This is a genomic window from Faecalibacterium sp. PGM34 (assembly GCF_054456555.1).
The window spans coordinates 2391416-2407058 of record NZ_CM136898.1 but is presented as its reverse complement, the minus strand read 5'-3'; the positions used below and the strand labels follow the sequence as shown (position 1 = coordinate 2407058).

Here is a 15643-nt window from a genome sequence, read left to right as displayed (position 1 = left end):
GAAGGAGGATAGTACATGAGTAGCCTTTATATTCCCGACAAGGTTGCGAAGTTCAATGCATACTCCAACGGCATCAAGCTGGGTATTACCGGCAAGGTTGATACGCCGGAATTCAAGATGAAGACCAGCACCATGTCCGGCGCTGGCGTTGGCGGCGAGATCGACAGCCCGACGCCGGGTCAGTGGGAATCGACGGAGCATGAAATCCCGTTCGCGCTTTTCGACAATGACGTTGCATACCTGTTGCAGCAGGGGATGAATGTGAACATCACCTATCGCGGTGCAATGCAGGTGGCGCTTCGTTCTGGTGGCTATGCCATGCGCCAGCTGCGCATTGTGGAAGGCGGCATGGTCAAAGGCTTCAAGGGTGGTTCCCTGGAAGCAGGCAGCCAGATGGAAGCAAGCGTGACCATTGAGGTTGTGCGCTACAAGATGGAGTGTGGTGCCGAAGAGCTGATCGCTGTGGACAAGCTCAACGACGTTTACCGCGTGAACGGAAACGATATGCTGGCCGCAATTAACCTTATGACCTGATGAACAGCCACCCCGGAATGGTTCGGGGTGGCTGATTTTTTGAAAAGAAAGGGAATCCAAAATGGAAAAGATGATCGAACTGAAAAAGCCCTACGTCTTCGACAACGAGGAATACAAGAGTATCGACCTGTCCGGTCTGGAAAATCTGACCATGCAGGATGCAATCGACGCCCAGAAAGAAATCATCGGCACCGGTGACGACAAGATCATTCTGTACGCCCCGGAAGCATCGCAGGCGTTTATCGACGCTGTGGCTGCCCGGGCGACTGGCAAGCCTGTGGAGTTCTTCAACGGTATGCCGATCGCGCTCAGTGCAAAGGTTCGCGCTATGGTACAGACCGCGTTTGTGGCGGACGGAGAAGCGAAGAACGGCATCGTTGCCCTGGATAAACCTTACAACTATGATGGCGAAGCCGTCAGCAAGATCGATCTGTCCGGCGTGGAAGAGCTGACCAGCATTGACATTTCCAAAGCGGAAAACGAAGTGCTGAAGACCGGCATCTACTCCGTGGACATGAAGAACTTCTTCGCCTACTCCTGCGCACTGGCTGCCCGGGCGACCGGCAAGCCGATGAACTTCTTCACGGGTCTGCCCCTGCATGAAGCGGTGAAGGTGCGCGGCGCGGTGAACGCTGCAAGTTTTTTCGAGTAAACGCGGGCGCAAAGGAACTTCGCAAGCTGGCCATTGCAGCAGCCGGGGCAACACACACTGGGATGGATTTCTTCCTGGAAATGCCGGTGACAGAATTTCTTGAAACCTGCAAGGATATACAGGAGATGCAAGAGCAATGGCGAAAAGCAACGCACTAGAACTTAGCATCCGCATTGCCGGTAAAGTCGATAACTCGCTGACGGCGGCAATCAAGTCCGCACAGAAGCAGACATCCGACCTGGCGCGGGGAATCAGCACGTTTGCGAAAACGTCCGCCGCCGCACTGGTCGGAGTCACAACTGCCGTTGCGGGCGTGGCTGTCGCCTGCGGAAAGCAGGCAGCTGATCTGGAACAGGCAATGGCACAGACCAGAACCCTGTTGACCGGAACGGTGGACGAAACCAAAGCCCGCACGGCGGAGCTGACGCAGGATGTGATGCGCATTTCCCGTGAAACTGGTCGTGCATCTACGGAGATTGCAGCTGGCTCTTATCAGGTTATTTCGGCATTCCAGGATACGGCCGACACGGCAAGCATCCTGGAAACCGCAACGAAGGCGGCAATTGCAGGCCAGGCGGAAACCGTAGACGCGGTGAATGCGCTGGCCGCTGTCACGAAGGCATACGGAGACACCTCTGCGCAGGCTGTCACCCACGTTTCCGACCTGTCCTTTGAAACAATCCGCCTTGGACAAACGACCATGCCGGAACTGGCAAACGGCATCCAGAAAGCGTCTGGTTCTGCCGCCGCCCTGCACATTTCACAGGAAGAACTGTATGCTGGATTTGCAACGCTGACCGGCGTTATCGGCAATACCGATACCGCGGGCACCGCACTGAATACCCTGTACACAAAGATGCTGAAACCATCCAAAGCGCTGTCAGCAGCGGTTGAAAAACTAGGCTACAAGTCAGCATACGCGATGGTACAGCAGGAAGGCTTGGGAGGAACGATCAAGAAGTTGGGCCAGTATGCAGGCGGCGATGCGACGAAGTTCGCGGCGCTGTTCTCCATGCGCGACCTGAAAGCAGCACAAGGCATTCTGAACACCATGGATGTGTATGAGCAGAAACTTTCCGAGTTGCAGAACGTGGACGGAGCGACAGACCGGGCATTCGTGGCTAGCATTGACAACTGGAATGATATGTTCGGCATTGCTTCCAACAAGGTATCTGTCTTTGCACAGCAGGTCGGCATGAAACTGTTGCCCTACGCGAAAGATTTTTTATCGGACGCCATGCCAAAAATCGACAGCCTGATGGACACGGTGCTGTCAGGCATCGACAAAATCATGCCGAAAATTGAAGCACTGTTCAAGTACCTGTCCCAAAATGGGCCGCAGGTGGCGGGTGTCGCTTCGGCGGTGGCTGCCGCATGGGGCGGCATGATCGCTGCTCCAAAAATTGAAACAGGTATGAAGGGACTGGCTGGAATCTTGCCGTCTATCATTGGAAAGACAAAAGGCGGCGGATCAAAGCTGCTTGGAAAGGCAACGAGCTTTGGCGGGTCTGTTCTGGATAGCGTGAAGGATATTCGTGCAAATCCTGGGCTTATAAAGTCGCTGCCACTCTTTGGATGGGCGCATAATGTTAAAAACATTCCCGGAAATGCAAAAAAATCCATGTGGAATGAAATTAACAATTCGGGCAGTCTGCTGAAAGTTGCGGGCGCAGGGCTAAGTTCGGTTTTCGGAAAAGGCGGTCTCAATTCACTTGGGATGCTAAACGTGGCAACAAAACCGCTTCAACTGGCAGGGAAGATTTTTCTAAGTCCAATGGGCCAGTTTACAACAGCAATCGGCACCGTTATCGCGCTGGTAAGTATTCTGGGCGACCATCTGGGCGATATCCGGGGGCTGGTGCAGAGCGCCTTCGGCGAACAGGGCGTGGCTGTATTTGATGGCTTCGTTGGCGCAATCCAGAATGTTGGCACTACGATCCAGCAGGCTTTCTCGCCGGAAGGACTGGCTGGAATCAAGGATCTTATCACACAGACCTTCGGCGAAGGCGCGGGGAATGCTTTCGGCGTTTTCATCCCGCTGATCCAGTCGGTGGCTGGCATTGTAGGTCAGCTGGTAGACTTGGGCGTAAACTGCCTGAAACCGCTGATTCTGGAAGTCTTTAACTTCATGACGACGCAGGCACTTCCTGCACTGATTCCGCTGCTGGCATCGGTGGTGTCGTTGGTCGGCACAACACTGGTGAATGCGGTGAAAGTCGTGGTCGGCATCGTGCAAACGCTGCTGCCCATCGTGGAACCGGTCATCATGGGAATTATCAGTCTGATCCAGAGCATTGTTTCCGTGACGATCAAGGTCGTCAATGGAATCATCGGCGCACTAAACATGATAAGTTTTACGGTGCCGGATTGGTCGCCGGTGTTCGCGGGAAAAACTTTCGGCTTTAACTTGTCCGAAGTTGCCATGCCGCAGTTTGCACAGGGCGGCTTTACCAACGGACCGTCTATTGCGGGTGAAGCTGGAACCGAAGCAGTTATTTCCTTCCAGCGCGGTGTACGGCAGCAGAACATTGATATCTGGCGCATGGCAGGACAAATGCTGGGCGTGCAGGACAATGACGGCAGTATGCCGCAGATCGTGTTCTCGCCGAACATCACGTTCTCTAGTGATGTATCGCAGGAAGAAGCAGCCCGCAAGACGAAGGAACTGTTTGCCCTGTTCGAGCAATTCATGGATCAGTATTTCCAGAAACACCGCAGGACAGCGTATAAACCGGCGTGAGGTGATGAAGCGTGGCATACACAACTGTAAGCGGCGATACGTTTGACAAGATCGCCAAAAAAGTTTACGGCGATGAATACTGTGCTGATATCCTGATGCAGGCAAACCCGGAACAAATCATGACGTTTTGTTTTGATTCTGGGGTTGTCCTGAAGGTGCCGGAGCTGACCGAGGAGCAGAGCGGAAGCCTGCCGCCCTGGAAGGAGAACGAATGAAACCGAGAAGGGCAAGCGTCAAACTGATTTACAAAGAGAAAGACATCACGTCTGATATCAAAGCTGATATTGAAAGTATCTCCCACGAGGGGAACGCGGCAGACAGCAGCGACAGCCTGAACATCACTATCAATGCAATGGCAGACAAATGGCTGAACGAGTGGATGCCCACAAAAGGTACCACGCTTGACGGCACAATCTTTACCCATGACTGGCCTGAGGAGGGACAGGAAGGGCAGATGAACGGCGGCGTTATGACTGTGGACAATATCAACTACAGCGATGCACCCTGCACAATGACCATAAGTGCCACATCAAAGCCGAATGACACAAGCTTTTCAGAAGAAGACCGGGAATTTATCTGGAAGAACACCAGCATTCAGAAAATCGCCCAGACGATTGCCGGGCGGTACTCGCTTGAACTGGGGTTTGACGGAAAGGACGCAGAAATCGTAAAGCGAGAACAGAAGGCAACAGACAGTTCCTTCCTTGATGATCTATGCAAAGACTATGGCCTGATTCTGAAAGCGTACTCAAAGAAGCTGTGGATTTATGACCGCGAAGCCTACAAGAAAAAGAAGGTGGCAGCGACCATAGATCGGACGGACATTGTGCCGGGGTCATTCAATTTTAACGATGGGTTTGACGGAACCTATACGCACGGTATATGGGAGTATTCAAACCAGAAAAAGAAAATAAAAATCCGAGCGGAGATCGGAAAGAGTGGAAGGACGAAACGCATATCCAAGTATGCGTCCAGTCAGGCCGACGCAGAGCGTCGCCTGCAAGCAGCACTGGACAATGCGAACCATGGTTCAACCAAGATCAAGTTCAAGCTGGCGCTGGCCCAGATCGAGCTGTGCGAGAGCCAGAATGTCAACGTTACGGGCTATGGTAAACTGTCCGGCAAATACTTCATCGACAAGGTGACGTTGGAGTATAGCCGAAGCGGGCTTGAACAGACGCTTGAATGCAGCTGGGTTTCTGCTCTGGAAGAAAGTGAAAGTAACGGTAAAGCGGTGACGTTGCAAAACGCACCACTTTACTACACCAGCGTTGACAAAAAGCCGGTACGGACGGTAAGCGGAAAGTATTACCTCTACGACGGCGTGGCTGTGGCGGGAAGGTATAGGATCACGAACCTTGCTTCCCGTTGCGGCAAGACGCCTGTTGGAAAGAACGTGACCGGCTGGGTCGATGCGAAAGACGTTAGGAGCGTCACATGATGGCAGATTCAATACGGTTTGGCAAAGTATCAAACATTAACTACAAAACAGGCTGTATGGAAGTTACATACGAAGACCGGGAAGACAGTGTGACGGACATGATCCCGATGCTGGCGAATGCTGGGTACAAAATGCCGAAAGTCGGAGACACCGTTGTGGTGGCGCATAACTCCAACGGAGAAGAAGAAGGCGTAGTTTTGGGCACCACCTGGGGCGAAAATGAAAATCCCCCGGAGGGTGCCCAAAACCTTTACAGACAGGACTTCGATGACAAACCCGGGAAGTGCTATTTCCGCTATGACGGAAAGAAAGCCACCTTCCACAATGAGGGCGACACGAAGTCGGAAACCAAGAAGAACAAAACGGAAACCGTTGAAGGAAATGCTGAACTGGAAGTGAAAGGAAAGCTGACCGTGAAAGTGGGAAGCTGCACCGTCACGATCCAGGGCGGCACCGTTCAGATCGTGGGCGGTTCTCAAATCAGTATGAATGCACCCACCATCACCATTGACGGCGGAACAGTCAACATCAAAGGCGGCGGTGGCGATGCGGTAATCAGCGGAATCAGTATGGTAAACCACACGCACAAGTATACGCTGCCGCTCCATACCGCAGGCACGGGCGATACAGTAAAGCCGACGTAAATCGTAGGAGGGCACAGTATGCAGGTTGGATGTTTTGGAGGCCTTGTGTTTTCGGTAGACAGCAACAAGGTATTCACGATGCAGGATATCCAAGGCAGTACGGGCAGCGATTGGGCGAACCACAACACAATCAACGGAAAACCGAAAAGCGAGCTGACCGGCCAGAAGTTGAAGGCGTACAAGTTTACGGTCACGCTGGACGCACAGTACGGTGTGAAGCCGCGTGAAATGCTGGCGAACATCCAGCGGATGGCGGAGGAAGGCACGGTGGACTATCTAATTATCGGCAGCGACCCTGTGGGAATGTGCCTGTTTAAGCTGACGGATGCGTCCGACGCATGGGACTGCGTTGCTTCAGGTGGACGGCTTGTCCGCTGCAAAATCGATTTATCATTTGAGGAATACGCATGACTTTAGGAGAAGCAAAAATTCAGCTTGCATCCTCCGGCATGGAAGATGCAGAGGATATCTGCGAATGCCTGAAAGTACTGTACTCCGCACGAGCCGGGGAACAGGGTCTTGACCGGGACTTCGGCATTTCGCTGGATGCCGTGGACAAGCCGACCAGCGTTGCAAAAGCGCTACTGGCGGCAGAAATCGTCCGAAAAACAAAGAAGTACGAACCCCGCGTTGAAGTGGTCCGCATTGAGTGGGACACGTCGAAGGTGGGGCAGGGGGTATTGATTCCAAAGGTGGTGCTGCGAAGTGTCTGAAATTGCCCAGCTTAAAGACCTGCCGGATATCAGTTTTATCGACAACCTGACCATGAAGGAGGTTGAAGAACTGACAAAGAACGGATTCAGCCAATCCATGCAGGGCGCGACCGGGCAGACACCGGTTATTTATCCCGCGAGTGTCCCGGCACTGGTGCTGAAAGCTATGACGCTGCTTGGATATCAAATCCTGCAATACGTTGACGCTGGCCCGAAACGAATGCTGCTGAAATACTCCGCCCACGACGATCTAGACGACCTGGCTGGAAACTATGGCCTGACCCGTCGCCCTGCTGAAAAGGCGAAGGTGACGATCCGGTTTACTCTGGCTGATGCAAAACAGCCCGGCGCCGTAGGCATTCCGGCGCAGACCCGCGTTAGAACACAGGACGGCATTTATTTTGCCACGATGGACTACGCGGAAATCACGCCAGGTTCGCAGTATGTGGACGTAGAAGCAGAAGCGGCAGAAGAAGGCGCGGCGTCGTCCGGCATTGAGGAAGGGCAAATCAATCAGCTGGTGGACCCCATCCCCTATGTTGCATCGGCGGTAAACGTTACGTCCAGCAGCGGTGGTACGGATATTGAAAGCGACGATTCGCTGACGGAGAGAACCTACCTGGTGCCCTCTACATATTCCTGTGCTGGTCCACCGGACGCTTATGAGTATTTCGCTAAGGCATGGCGAAACGACGTGAAGGACGTTTCCGTACAAAGCCCGTCGCCCTGCGTGGTGGACATTTATTTTACGTTGCAGGATGGAACGCTGCCGAGCAAAAGTGATTGCGACAGCATGGAAGAAAATCTGCGCAATGATGCACGCAGACCCATGACGGACTATGTGAACTGCAAAGCCCCGACCGAGGTTGAGTACAGCATTGACGTGACCTATACCATTGCCCGCAGTAAATCCAAGATCGCCGTTACTGTGCAGAACGCAGTGAACGAAGCGGTTGAAGTCTACAAGGTGTGGCAGCGCACCATGGGCAGGGACATTGACCCGGCGGAACTGATTGCACAAATCAAGAATGCCGGGGCAAAGAAGGTGAAGATCACCGCGCCAACTGACGTTGTGGTGGGCAGCGCTGAGATTCCGAAGCTGACAACCTGCAATGTGGTGTACGGAGGACTGGAAGATGACTGATCTTCGCAATGCAAAGCTGACCGACCTGTTGCCGAAAAGCGTTGCAGACCAGCAATGGGTAAAGTCGATATCGGATGCATGGCATGAGCTGGCAATTCTGATTTTGGATTTTACCGACAATGCGAAAATCTACACGGGCATTGAACATGCATCGGATGAACTGATGGACATTCTGGCAGTTCAATTCCGTGCGCCGCGCTACCGGCAAGACTACGACATCGAAACAAAACGACGGCTTGTGAAAGCGTCCCTACCTTATTATATGACGGTGGGAACAAAAGCAGCTGTGGAAGATATGATGCGTGACCTGTACGGTGACGCGACTGTGCGAGAATGGTTCGAGTATGACGGAACGCCGGGCTGCTTCCGAATCAAGATTAAGGCAGAAGGCCCCATCGATATTGAGGAAATGCTGGACATCCTCAGCCATGTAAAGAGGGCCAGCGCCCACCTAGATATGTTGCAGCTTTCCACGGAGGAAATGCACAAGCTGTTCTTCGGCTTTGCGTCGGTCACTGTGGGCAAGTGGTCTGGCGTGACGGCAGACGGAGAGAGCGTATTCAGCTGGCTTGTAGATGCAGACGAAAACGCCCTTCTGGATGCAGACGGGAACATCCTGACAGATTAAAAGGGGGAAACGATGTTTTTTCCAAGTTTGATCCTGACCAATGCGGGCAGAGCTTTGATCGTGAAAGCTCTGAATGGCACCGCAATCAATTTCACGAAATTTGCGCTGGGCGATGGTGTTGCGCCGGAAAAACCGCGTGACCTGAAAAATCTTGTGCATCTGGTAGCCAATATGCAGATCAACAGCATTGAGCTGTCCGCAAACTGCGCCGTGCTGGAATCCACCTACACGAACAGCGGTCTGAAATCAAAGCTGATTGCCCGGGAAATTGGTATCTTCGCCAACGACCCGAACGATGGAGAAATCCTGTATGCGTATGCCAATGCAGGAAACGAAGCCGCCGTTGTGCCGCCGGAGAGTGGCGACATGACGGTACAGGAAACCTTCCACATGGTAGTTGCGGTTGGTGATGCAGAGCAGGTGACGGCAACGCTGGGCGAGTATTCCGGCTATGCCAGTAAGCAAGACCTGAAAAACCACATCGATGACCACAACAATCCGCACCATGTTACGGCAGAGCAGGTTGGTTTGGGCAATGTGCCCAATGTCACCCCGACGAACCAACAGCCGGTGTTCTCAAATGACTACATTACGAAGACGGATGGCTCCTACGATGTGCAGAATATCGCTTCCGGCGAAAAGCTGGGAAACATCCTGCGGAAAATCCGCACGGCAATCGCTGCCTTCATCGCACACCTTTCGGCAAAGAACCCGCACAACATTTCCGCTGCGGATATTTCAGCCGCAGCAAAGGACCACAAGCACAACGCGGATGATGTGACCAGCGGAACGTTCCCTATTTCTCGCGGAGGAACCGGCGCACAGACTGCAACACAGGCGCTGGTGAATCTGGGCGCAATGCCAACGTCTGGCGGCACCTTTACGGGTGCGGTGCGGTTCCAGCAGTCTACATACTTTGGCACCGACAACAGTTATTACGTCGGCAGCGATGGCACGGCGAACTTCCGCAAAGTGTATGGCGCGGTTTACAACGACTACGCCGAATGGTTTCCCCGCGGGTGCGATACCAAGCCGGGCGACATCATTGCGCTGGATGTGAGCAGTCAGACAGAACGGTATATCAAGGCGGTTGGAAAGATGGATCGCGTTGTGGGCGTGCACACGGACGAATATGCATATCTGATCGGCGGCGATACGCCGGACGAGAAAGACGACAACTTCAAAGCTAACATAGAAAAGTATATCCCCGTTTCCCTTGCAGGGCGCGTTAGAGTGCGCGTGACCGGCAGAGTGAAGACCGGGGATTTAATTTTGCCTTCGGGTACGCCGGGCATTGGCCGGGCGGCTTGCGCAGGGGAGTTTGCTCCGGCAGAATGCATTGTCGGCTATGCGGTGGAAGGCGACGACCGGACGGATGAACGCCGCATTCGTGTCCGGGTGAGGGGGTGAGAGAATGCCGGAGAGAGGACAGTTTATTTCCGACGAAGATTTTCTCGCCCTGAAAAGCCTGATAGACGCAGAGATCGGTCGGCGCGGCAAGACAGAAGGCACCGCACAGGGACAGTCCGTTGGCAGCATGGCGGCATATAGGGGAGCGGCGTACCAGTACAATGTGACCCCGGCGGATGGCGTGAGCGTGGACGCAGAACACATCCAGAAAATCACCCGTCTGGTGGATGCCGTTCAGGGCGGTGCAACGACACCGGCGCGGGGAGACAAAGTTGCAGCATCGGGGCTTGCGCAAGCGGCGGCAACGGTAAGCACACTGAGCAATATCCCGGAAACTGCAACGGCGACCGGGTGCAGCGGGAAATGCACGGGGCTTTGCTCCAATGGCTGCAACACGTCCTGTACCAGCTGCACCGGCAGCTGTGGCGGAGGGTGTGCAGGAACTTGCAGGGCAAATTGTGCGAATGACTGCACGGCTACTTGCAGGGGAACTTGTCAGGGGTCGTGCAGCAACACCTGTTTGGGAAACTGCACAAATACCTGCAACACGACCTGCACGGCAAGCTGTGCAAATGACTGCACCAATGGCTGCAAGACGGGCTGCAAGGGAGGATGCAAAGGCGGCTGTGACGGCTGCTCTGGCGGCTGTTCCGGTAGCTGTGATGCTACCTGCGCGGATGATTGTACGGGACGGTGCAACGATAGGTGCGATTCCTACTGTGCGTCCAGCTGCCAGGACAGTTGCAGAGGAAATGGCTGCTTTGCAAACTGTAAAAGCGGCTGTTCTGACAGCTGCGAAGGCGACTGCAATTCACATTGCGGAGCAACCTGCACAAGCAACTGTGATAGTAGTTGCGATGGATGCTCTGGAAGCTGTTCTGGCGGCTGTACATCTTGCTCTGGATTCCTGTGGTAACGAGAAAGGGAGAACAAAATGGACGTGGCATTTGAACCGAACAACGACGCAAGAAGCGAAAAGGCGTATACCAAAAATCTTCCGATGCTGAAAATCCAGACCCACGAAACGGTCAACCCGGAGGACTGGCAGGGACTTCTTGCTGATACTCCGCCCGGCATGGAGAAAGTTTTCTGGTGCATCGGATGTGCCGGTATGTTCATGGTGAACACGGAAGATAAGTTCGATGTGTGGTGCGCATACTGCATCACAGTTGCACAGTCTGTAGTGACAGCCTGCGGCGAAGACGCGGACGAAGACCGGGTTTACCTGATGGGCTTTGGTCTGGCAGCCCGGACGTTCAACTTTGCGGCACACCCTGTCCGAAGAGGTGAGTGTGATCCTGCACCGTTCATCAAGGCGGCTCAGTATGAATGCAAAGACGATGTGGAGTTTTTCTCTATGTGGCACCTGCTTGTTGTGTTGATCGAACTGCTGCGGTTGAGCGAAACAGAAGATATGCACGATATGGTTTCGGCCATGGTCAAGATGAATCGGGTCCGTGCAAGATACCGTCAGGCGGCGGACAAGCTGCCGAAACGGGATGCACAGTAAGGAGTACGGCATGAATAATATCAAGATCACCACACAGGAAAGTGAAGCAGTGGAACGTGCATACTACGAAGCGCAGTCCTACGAAGCGCTGATGGAGATTCTATCCCGCCAGCTGAACGCTGGCGCAAATACGATGATCGCTGATATGCTGCACTACTACGCAGGACTGTGCCGGAAAGCGCAGATGAAGCTGAAGATGGTGCAGGACAAGGTGTTGGAGCGGTACATCGACCCGGAAGAAAACACGAACCTGATCGTGCACTTCGACTTTGAGCGGGAGGAGGTACACCCCGTTGAGAACGAAAAAGTATGAGGACTACGGGAATACCGTCCAGCGCTTATATGGCAGAGACAGACAGGAGTGTGGAAGCATCTGCCGAAACATCACGTTCCAGATCACAAACGCCTGCAATCTGCGGTGTTCATACTGCTATGAGCACCACAAGTCTACCGAGAAAATGACGCTGGAAACCGGAAAGAAAATCGTGGACTACATCCTGAATCTGTACGAGGATAGCACATCCGATTTTGTGAACCGGGGCACCAAAGCCCTGATCCTGGACTTCATCGGCGGGGAACCGCTGCTGGAAGCTGAACTGATCGAGCATATCTGCGACTACTGGTTTTCGGAGTGCTACCGGAGGGAAATCCCGCTGGGACCGTTCACGCGCATTTCTTTTGCCACGAATGGCCGACTGTGGTTCTCCCCGGCGGCGCAACACCTGCTGGAAAAGTATCACGATCTCATGTCCGTTACGGTGTCCATTGATGGCGTGCAAGAGCTGCACGACAGATACCGCATCGATGAAGACGGAAACGGCAGCTTTTCTACTGCGTGGTCAGCATTCCAGGACGGCAAGCGGAAGTATGGCTGGCTCAACAGCAAAATGACCTTCGTGCCCGGCTCCATCCAGTACATTGCATCCAGTATGAAAATGATGCTGGATGCCGGGTGCAGGCACATTGCCGGGAACTGCGCCTACGAACCGATGTACACGGACGAGGACGGCAAGGCACTGTATAAACAGCTGAAAGAGGTTTCGCAGTACGTTATCAAGAACGGCTGGGACGTGGCGATTGCCATGCTGGATGAACAGATCGGCGATGCAGAACAGAACGACCGAAACTTCTGCGGCGGAACCGGCTCAATGCTGAGTTTTGCCCCGGACGGGTCCGCATATCCCTGCATCAGGTATGCGCCTATCTCTATTGGCAAAGAGAAGGCGGATCGGGTATGTCTGGGCAATGTGCAGGAGGGCGGTCTGTATGCCACGGATCAGCAGCGGCAGGTAAAGGAAGAACTGGATGCAATCACCATGAAATCACAGTCCACGGAAGAGTGCATCCAGTGCCCGGTATCTTCCGGGTGCGGCTGGTGCAGTGGTTTGAACTATGAAATGTTCGGAACTGCAAACCGTAGGTATACCGGAATCTGCAAAGTTCACAAGGCGCGTGTACTGGCTGTGTGCTGGTACTGCAATATGCGCAGCATAGCTCTAGGTGATACCGCACCGAAGAAGGTAAATCTTCCCTACGAGGAAGTGGCGCGTCTGATCGGTGAGGATGAAGCCGCAGAGCTGAAAGCCATTGAGAAGGAGGCGGCAGAGAAATGGGCATGGTAAGTCTGGCAGACAAAGCCCTGGCAGAAACGTTTGCAAGTGCAGATTATGTGATCGTGGTTCGGAAACGAGCAGACGGAAAGAATGATCTCTACCGCGCCACCCCGGCACAGATCGCAAAAGTGGTGGGCGAAACCTTGCAGGTGCCGGGCATCAAAGCGAACCTGAACGCCTTGAAGCTGACCGCTTCGGACGATGGGCGCGGTGTGGTGACGCTCTCTCTGGGAGGTAAGACGGAATGGCAAACGTAAAAATCGTAAGAGCGACCTACCTTGTCATTGACGGCACCACCTATAAGCTGATCGACGAAGACGTGCCGAACTGGGCAAAGGAACTACTGCCGGATAAGACACTGAAAAAGGAAGGCTCTGCCGCCGATGCGGCAGCCACCGGAAAAAGACTGGAAAAACTGGAAGGGCTTCCGTACTTCTTTTATGACGAAGCCGGTCGCTTGACCTTTGATGATGGACAGGAGGACTAAACATGGCAAGAACTCACATGGCATCCGATGAATCCTTGCAGCAGATTTTTGCTGCGGTGTCCGGTACCACCATGGCGGCGGCGGGCGATGGCCGTACCGCCGTTCTGGCAACCGGCAATGAAGATACCATCGACCGGTACTATAACGCGCTGGCTCAGAAAGTGACCACGGCACGGGAAATGAACGTGCTGTTCGTAGACTGGTGGACGGCGAACTGGAATCCGAACACCAGCACCTATAACCGGATGCTGGAACGTTGGTTCGGCAATGTGCTGGACGACAGCCGCGTGCATGGCGTAAAGTTCCCGCTATTCAGAACATCCAACACCGCAATCGGTGAGCTGACCGACGACAGCGTGGGCCTGTCCTGCACCCCGTCCACCGCCGCAGAATCCGGCAAGGATGATTTTGCCGGTCTGCCGCAGTTCTGGTGCGTGGAAGTGGCGGCAGAAAAGAACGAGGACGGCAGCCACACGATCTACGCTTGTCAGTACATCGACGATGACGACTTTGTGCGCAGCACCAATCATCTGGTCTGGGTGTTGCAGAAGAATACCTATGTGCGTGAGCGCAACGAGGGCGGCTACCGCATCCTGCGTATGCGCTGCCACCCGTCCGGCGGTTACGAGCAGTGGCCGCAGGGAACCGACCGCACCGGAAAGACATATCCGTACATTGCAAACCCGAAGTATTTCGCCGGTATGCAGGATGATGGTCGGATCGGCGGTCACACGGGTTTGGCACCGGTGAACTACAAGAGCCACACCCAGCTGGTGCAGCTGTGGCGTGCTCGCGGAAGCCAGTACGCCGGTGCATCCGGCAACCTGCTGAAATGGCAGGAGCGCATGATCCAGCTGAAGTATGCACGCAAGGGCAACAGCGGCACCATTGAGGGCTGCACTTCCTACAACTACCAGTACACTGCCGCCATTGATGCAGAGGGAGTGAACTACTTCCCGGTGACGACCGAGCAGGCCGCAAACCTGCTTATTGATTCCTACGTTGCCATTGGCACCCACACGAAGAGCACGACCGACCGTAACGATGCCACCCTGCATGACATCCAGACCGAAGCCCGCATTACCCGCATTGAAGACATCAACGTGGACGGAACGGGCTACAAAGCAGTCTACGTTGATACCGGCGATACCTGGAATGTGGTCAAGGGGCAGACGATGCTGTCCACTATGCCTTATGGCAGCGGTTATAACGACAGCGTACGCGGCAACGATGGCTCCCGCACCAACTACACCAACGGCAAGGAACCTGGCTTGATCCAGAAGACGGAGTTCCAGAACGGCGCATACCTGATCGTGGCGGACGAACTGTGGCAGTGGGGAAAGGATGACGACGGCAATTACACCTTTGACATCTACACCTGTCACGATCAGACGAAGGTGACGGCCGATGGTTCTATCTCTGCTGACTACACGAAGCAGGAAGACCTGACGCTGACCTTCCCGGAAGGCACAGCCAACGCATGGCAGTATATCGAAGATACGGCAATCAGCAATGACCCGGCGGTGCTGTGGCCTGCTGCCGTGTCTACCCGTGCGGGCAGCGGCACCGGCGTTAAGGCTGGCTTCTACGTCATTCCGGCAGCGTCCGGTGTCCGCGCGGCTTGGCGGTGCTGCGACTTGGACCTCGGCGGCAATGCGTCTTTGGCGGCGGCGATCTCGCTCTCCTGGGTCGGTAACGCGTCCTGGTACGGCGGCGCTGGCGTGCCTGGCCTTGCTGGGTAAAGCGGGGTGAATTGCCCGGCATCGTCCGGGCAAGAGGGGCAGCCAGCCCCTTTTGACGATAACGGGATTTGGGATGCATGGTGTCCACAGGCTGGCTTCTACGTCAATCCGGCAGCGTCCGGTGTCCGCGCGGCTTGGCGGTGCTGCAACTTGAACAACGGCGGCAATGCGTCTTTGGCGGCGGCGAACTCGAACAACTGGGTCGGTAACGCGAACTGGAACGGCGGCGCTGGCGTGCAACTGGTTCACCAAAAATCATCAATCATTGCATCATGCATTCCGCGCTTATGTGCGAAAATTTCTTGAAACCAGCATCACGGCGCTGCGTCCGCAGGAAAGGGCGGGTCCATCCGTGGCGGCAGGACAAGGAACCTGCTGGCGGCTA

The 15643-nt window shown here is 54.5% G+C and carries 17 protein-coding genes; all 17 read left to right on the top strand.

Going from position 1 to position 15643, the window contains the following annotated elements; all coding sequences use genetic code 11:
• The first annotated feature begins 15 nt into the window (after positions 1 to 15).
• On the top strand, positions 16 to 534 hold the full coding sequence (locus ACXPUX_RS11525) for a phage major tail tube protein (RefSeq protein ID WP_015538277.1): 519 nt from the start codon (positions 16 to 18) through the stop codon (positions 532 to 534).
• A gap of 61 nt (positions 535 to 595) precedes the next feature.
• The gene (locus ACXPUX_RS11520; RefSeq protein WP_458828412.1) at positions 596 to 1186 is read left to right on the top strand and encodes a hypothetical protein; all 591 of its coding nucleotides are present in this window, start codon (positions 596 to 598) and stop codon (positions 1184 to 1186) included.
• Between the two features lie 136 nt (positions 1187 to 1322).
• Positions 1323 to 3926: a phage tail tape measure protein gene (locus ACXPUX_RS11515; protein ID WP_458828411.1), complete on the top strand. Its 2604-nt coding sequence runs from the start codon at positions 1323 to 1325 to the stop codon at positions 3924 to 3926.
• Between the two features lie 11 nt (positions 3927 to 3937).
• Positions 3938 to 4141: a tail protein X gene (locus ACXPUX_RS11510; protein ID WP_458828410.1), complete on the top strand. Its 204-nt coding sequence runs from the start codon at positions 3938 to 3940 to the stop codon at positions 4139 to 4141.
• A complete protein-coding gene (locus tag ACXPUX_RS11505) occupies positions 4138 to 5367 on the top strand; it encodes a phage late control D family protein (RefSeq protein WP_458828409.1) in 1230 nt (409 codons plus the stop codon). The genes ACXPUX_RS11510 and ACXPUX_RS11505 overlap by 4 nt, the downstream gene beginning before the upstream one ends.
• A complete protein-coding gene (locus tag ACXPUX_RS11500) occupies positions 5364 to 6011 on the top strand; it encodes a hypothetical protein (protein ID WP_458828408.1) in 648 nt (215 codons plus the stop codon). The genes ACXPUX_RS11505 and ACXPUX_RS11500 overlap by 4 nt, the downstream gene beginning before the upstream one ends.
• Before the next feature lie 18 nt (positions 6012 to 6029).
• Positions 6030 to 6422, top strand: coding sequence for a phage tail protein (locus ACXPUX_RS11495; protein ID WP_458828407.1), 393 nt, complete (start codon positions 6030 to 6032; stop codon positions 6420 to 6422).
• Entirely contained in the window at positions 6419 to 6724 is a 306-nt protein-coding gene (locus ACXPUX_RS11490; RefSeq protein ID WP_154252029.1) for a GPW/gp25 family protein, read from the top strand. Before ACXPUX_RS11495 ends, ACXPUX_RS11490 begins: the two co-directional genes overlap by 4 nt.
• The gene (locus ACXPUX_RS11485; protein WP_458828406.1) at positions 6717 to 7868 is read left to right on the top strand and encodes a baseplate J/gp47 family protein; all 1152 of its coding nucleotides are present in this window, start codon (positions 6717 to 6719) and stop codon (positions 7866 to 7868) included. The genes ACXPUX_RS11490 and ACXPUX_RS11485 overlap by 8 nt, the downstream gene beginning before the upstream one ends.
• Positions 7861 to 8496 (top strand): phage tail protein, encoded by a 636-nt coding sequence (locus ACXPUX_RS11480; protein WP_458828405.1) that lies wholly within the window; start codon positions 7861 to 7863, stop codon positions 8494 to 8496. Before ACXPUX_RS11485 ends, ACXPUX_RS11480 begins: the two co-directional genes overlap by 8 nt.
• Before the next feature lie 12 nt (positions 8497 to 8508).
• Complete coding sequence (locus ACXPUX_RS11475) at positions 8509 to 9906, top strand: hypothetical protein (protein ID WP_458828404.1); 1398 nt, start codon at positions 8509 to 8511, stop codon at positions 9904 to 9906.
• 934 nt (positions 9907 to 10840) lie between these two features.
• Positions 10841 to 11416 carry a hypothetical protein gene (locus ACXPUX_RS11470; protein ID WP_458828403.1) on the top strand — a complete coding sequence of 192 codons (576 nt, stop codon included), beginning with the start codon at positions 10841 to 10843 and terminating at the stop codon, positions 11414 to 11416.
• 10 nt (positions 11417 to 11426) lie between these two features.
• Positions 11427 to 11729, top strand: a complete 303-nt coding sequence (locus ACXPUX_RS11465) for a hypothetical protein (protein ID WP_458828402.1) — start codon at positions 11427 to 11429, stop codon at positions 11727 to 11729.
• Entirely contained in the window at positions 11710 to 13038 is a 1329-nt protein-coding gene (locus tag ACXPUX_RS11460) for a radical SAM protein (RefSeq protein ID WP_458828401.1), read from the top strand. Before ACXPUX_RS11465 ends, ACXPUX_RS11460 begins: the two co-directional genes overlap by 20 nt.
• Entirely contained in the window at positions 13026 to 13286 is a 261-nt protein-coding gene (locus ACXPUX_RS11455; RefSeq protein ID WP_458828400.1) for a hypothetical protein, read from the top strand. The genes ACXPUX_RS11460 and ACXPUX_RS11455 overlap by 13 nt, the downstream gene beginning before the upstream one ends.
• Entirely contained in the window at positions 13274 to 13516 is a 243-nt protein-coding gene (locus ACXPUX_RS11450; RefSeq protein ID WP_015538288.1) for a hypothetical protein, read from the top strand. The genes ACXPUX_RS11455 and ACXPUX_RS11450 overlap by 13 nt, the downstream gene beginning before the upstream one ends.
• A 2-nt stretch (positions 13517 to 13518) precedes the next feature.
• A complete protein-coding gene (locus ACXPUX_RS11445; protein ID WP_458828399.1) occupies positions 13519 to 15258 on the top strand; it encodes a hypothetical protein in 1740 nt (579 codons plus the stop codon).
• The last annotated feature ends 385 nt before the right edge of the window (positions 15259 to 15643 follow it).

Excerpts from the sequence above, each read along its gene's own strand:
- ACXPUX_RS11500 (WP_458828408.1), top strand. The coding sequence starts at position 5,364 with ATGATGGCAGATTCAATACGGTTTGGCAAAGTATCAAACATTAACTAC.
- ACXPUX_RS11450 (WP_015538288.1), top strand. The coding sequence starts at position 13,274 with ATGGCAAACGTAAAAATCGTAAGAGCGACCTACCTTGTCATTGACGGC.
- ACXPUX_RS11495 (WP_458828407.1), top strand. The coding sequence starts at position 6,030 with ATGCAGGTTGGATGTTTTGGAGGCCTTGTGTTTTCGGTAGACAGCAAC.
- ACXPUX_RS11475 (WP_458828404.1), top strand. The coding sequence starts at position 8,509 with ATGTTTTTTCCAAGTTTGATCCTGACCAATGCGGGCAGAGCTTTGATC.
- ACXPUX_RS11505 (WP_458828409.1), top strand. The coding sequence starts at position 4,138 with ATGAAACCGAGAAGGGCAAGCGTCAAACTGATTTACAAAGAGAAAGAC.
- ACXPUX_RS11465 (WP_458828402.1), top strand. The coding sequence starts at position 11,427 with ATGAATAATATCAAGATCACCACACAGGAAAGTGAAGCAGTGGAACGT.
- ACXPUX_RS11525 (WP_015538277.1), top strand. The coding sequence starts at position 16 with ATGAGTAGCCTTTATATTCCCGACAAGGTTGCGAAGTTCAATGCATAC.
- ACXPUX_RS11480 (WP_458828405.1), top strand. The coding sequence starts at position 7,861 with ATGACTGATCTTCGCAATGCAAAGCTGACCGACCTGTTGCCGAAAAGC.
- ACXPUX_RS11455 (WP_458828400.1), top strand. The coding sequence starts at position 13,026 with ATGGGCATGGTAAGTCTGGCAGACAAAGCCCTGGCAGAAACGTTTGCA.
- ACXPUX_RS11445 (WP_458828399.1), top strand. The coding sequence starts at position 13,519 with ATGGCAAGAACTCACATGGCATCCGATGAATCCTTGCAGCAGATTTTT.
- ACXPUX_RS11515 (WP_458828411.1), top strand. The coding sequence starts at position 1,323 with ATGGCGAAAAGCAACGCACTAGAACTTAGCATCCGCATTGCCGGTAAA.
- ACXPUX_RS11490 (WP_154252029.1), top strand. The coding sequence starts at position 6,419 with ATGACTTTAGGAGAAGCAAAAATTCAGCTTGCATCCTCCGGCATGGAA.
- ACXPUX_RS11470 (WP_458828403.1), top strand. The coding sequence starts at position 10,841 with ATGGACGTGGCATTTGAACCGAACAACGACGCAAGAAGCGAAAAGGCG.
- ACXPUX_RS11520 (WP_458828412.1), top strand. The coding sequence starts at position 596 with ATGGAAAAGATGATCGAACTGAAAAAGCCCTACGTCTTCGACAACGAG.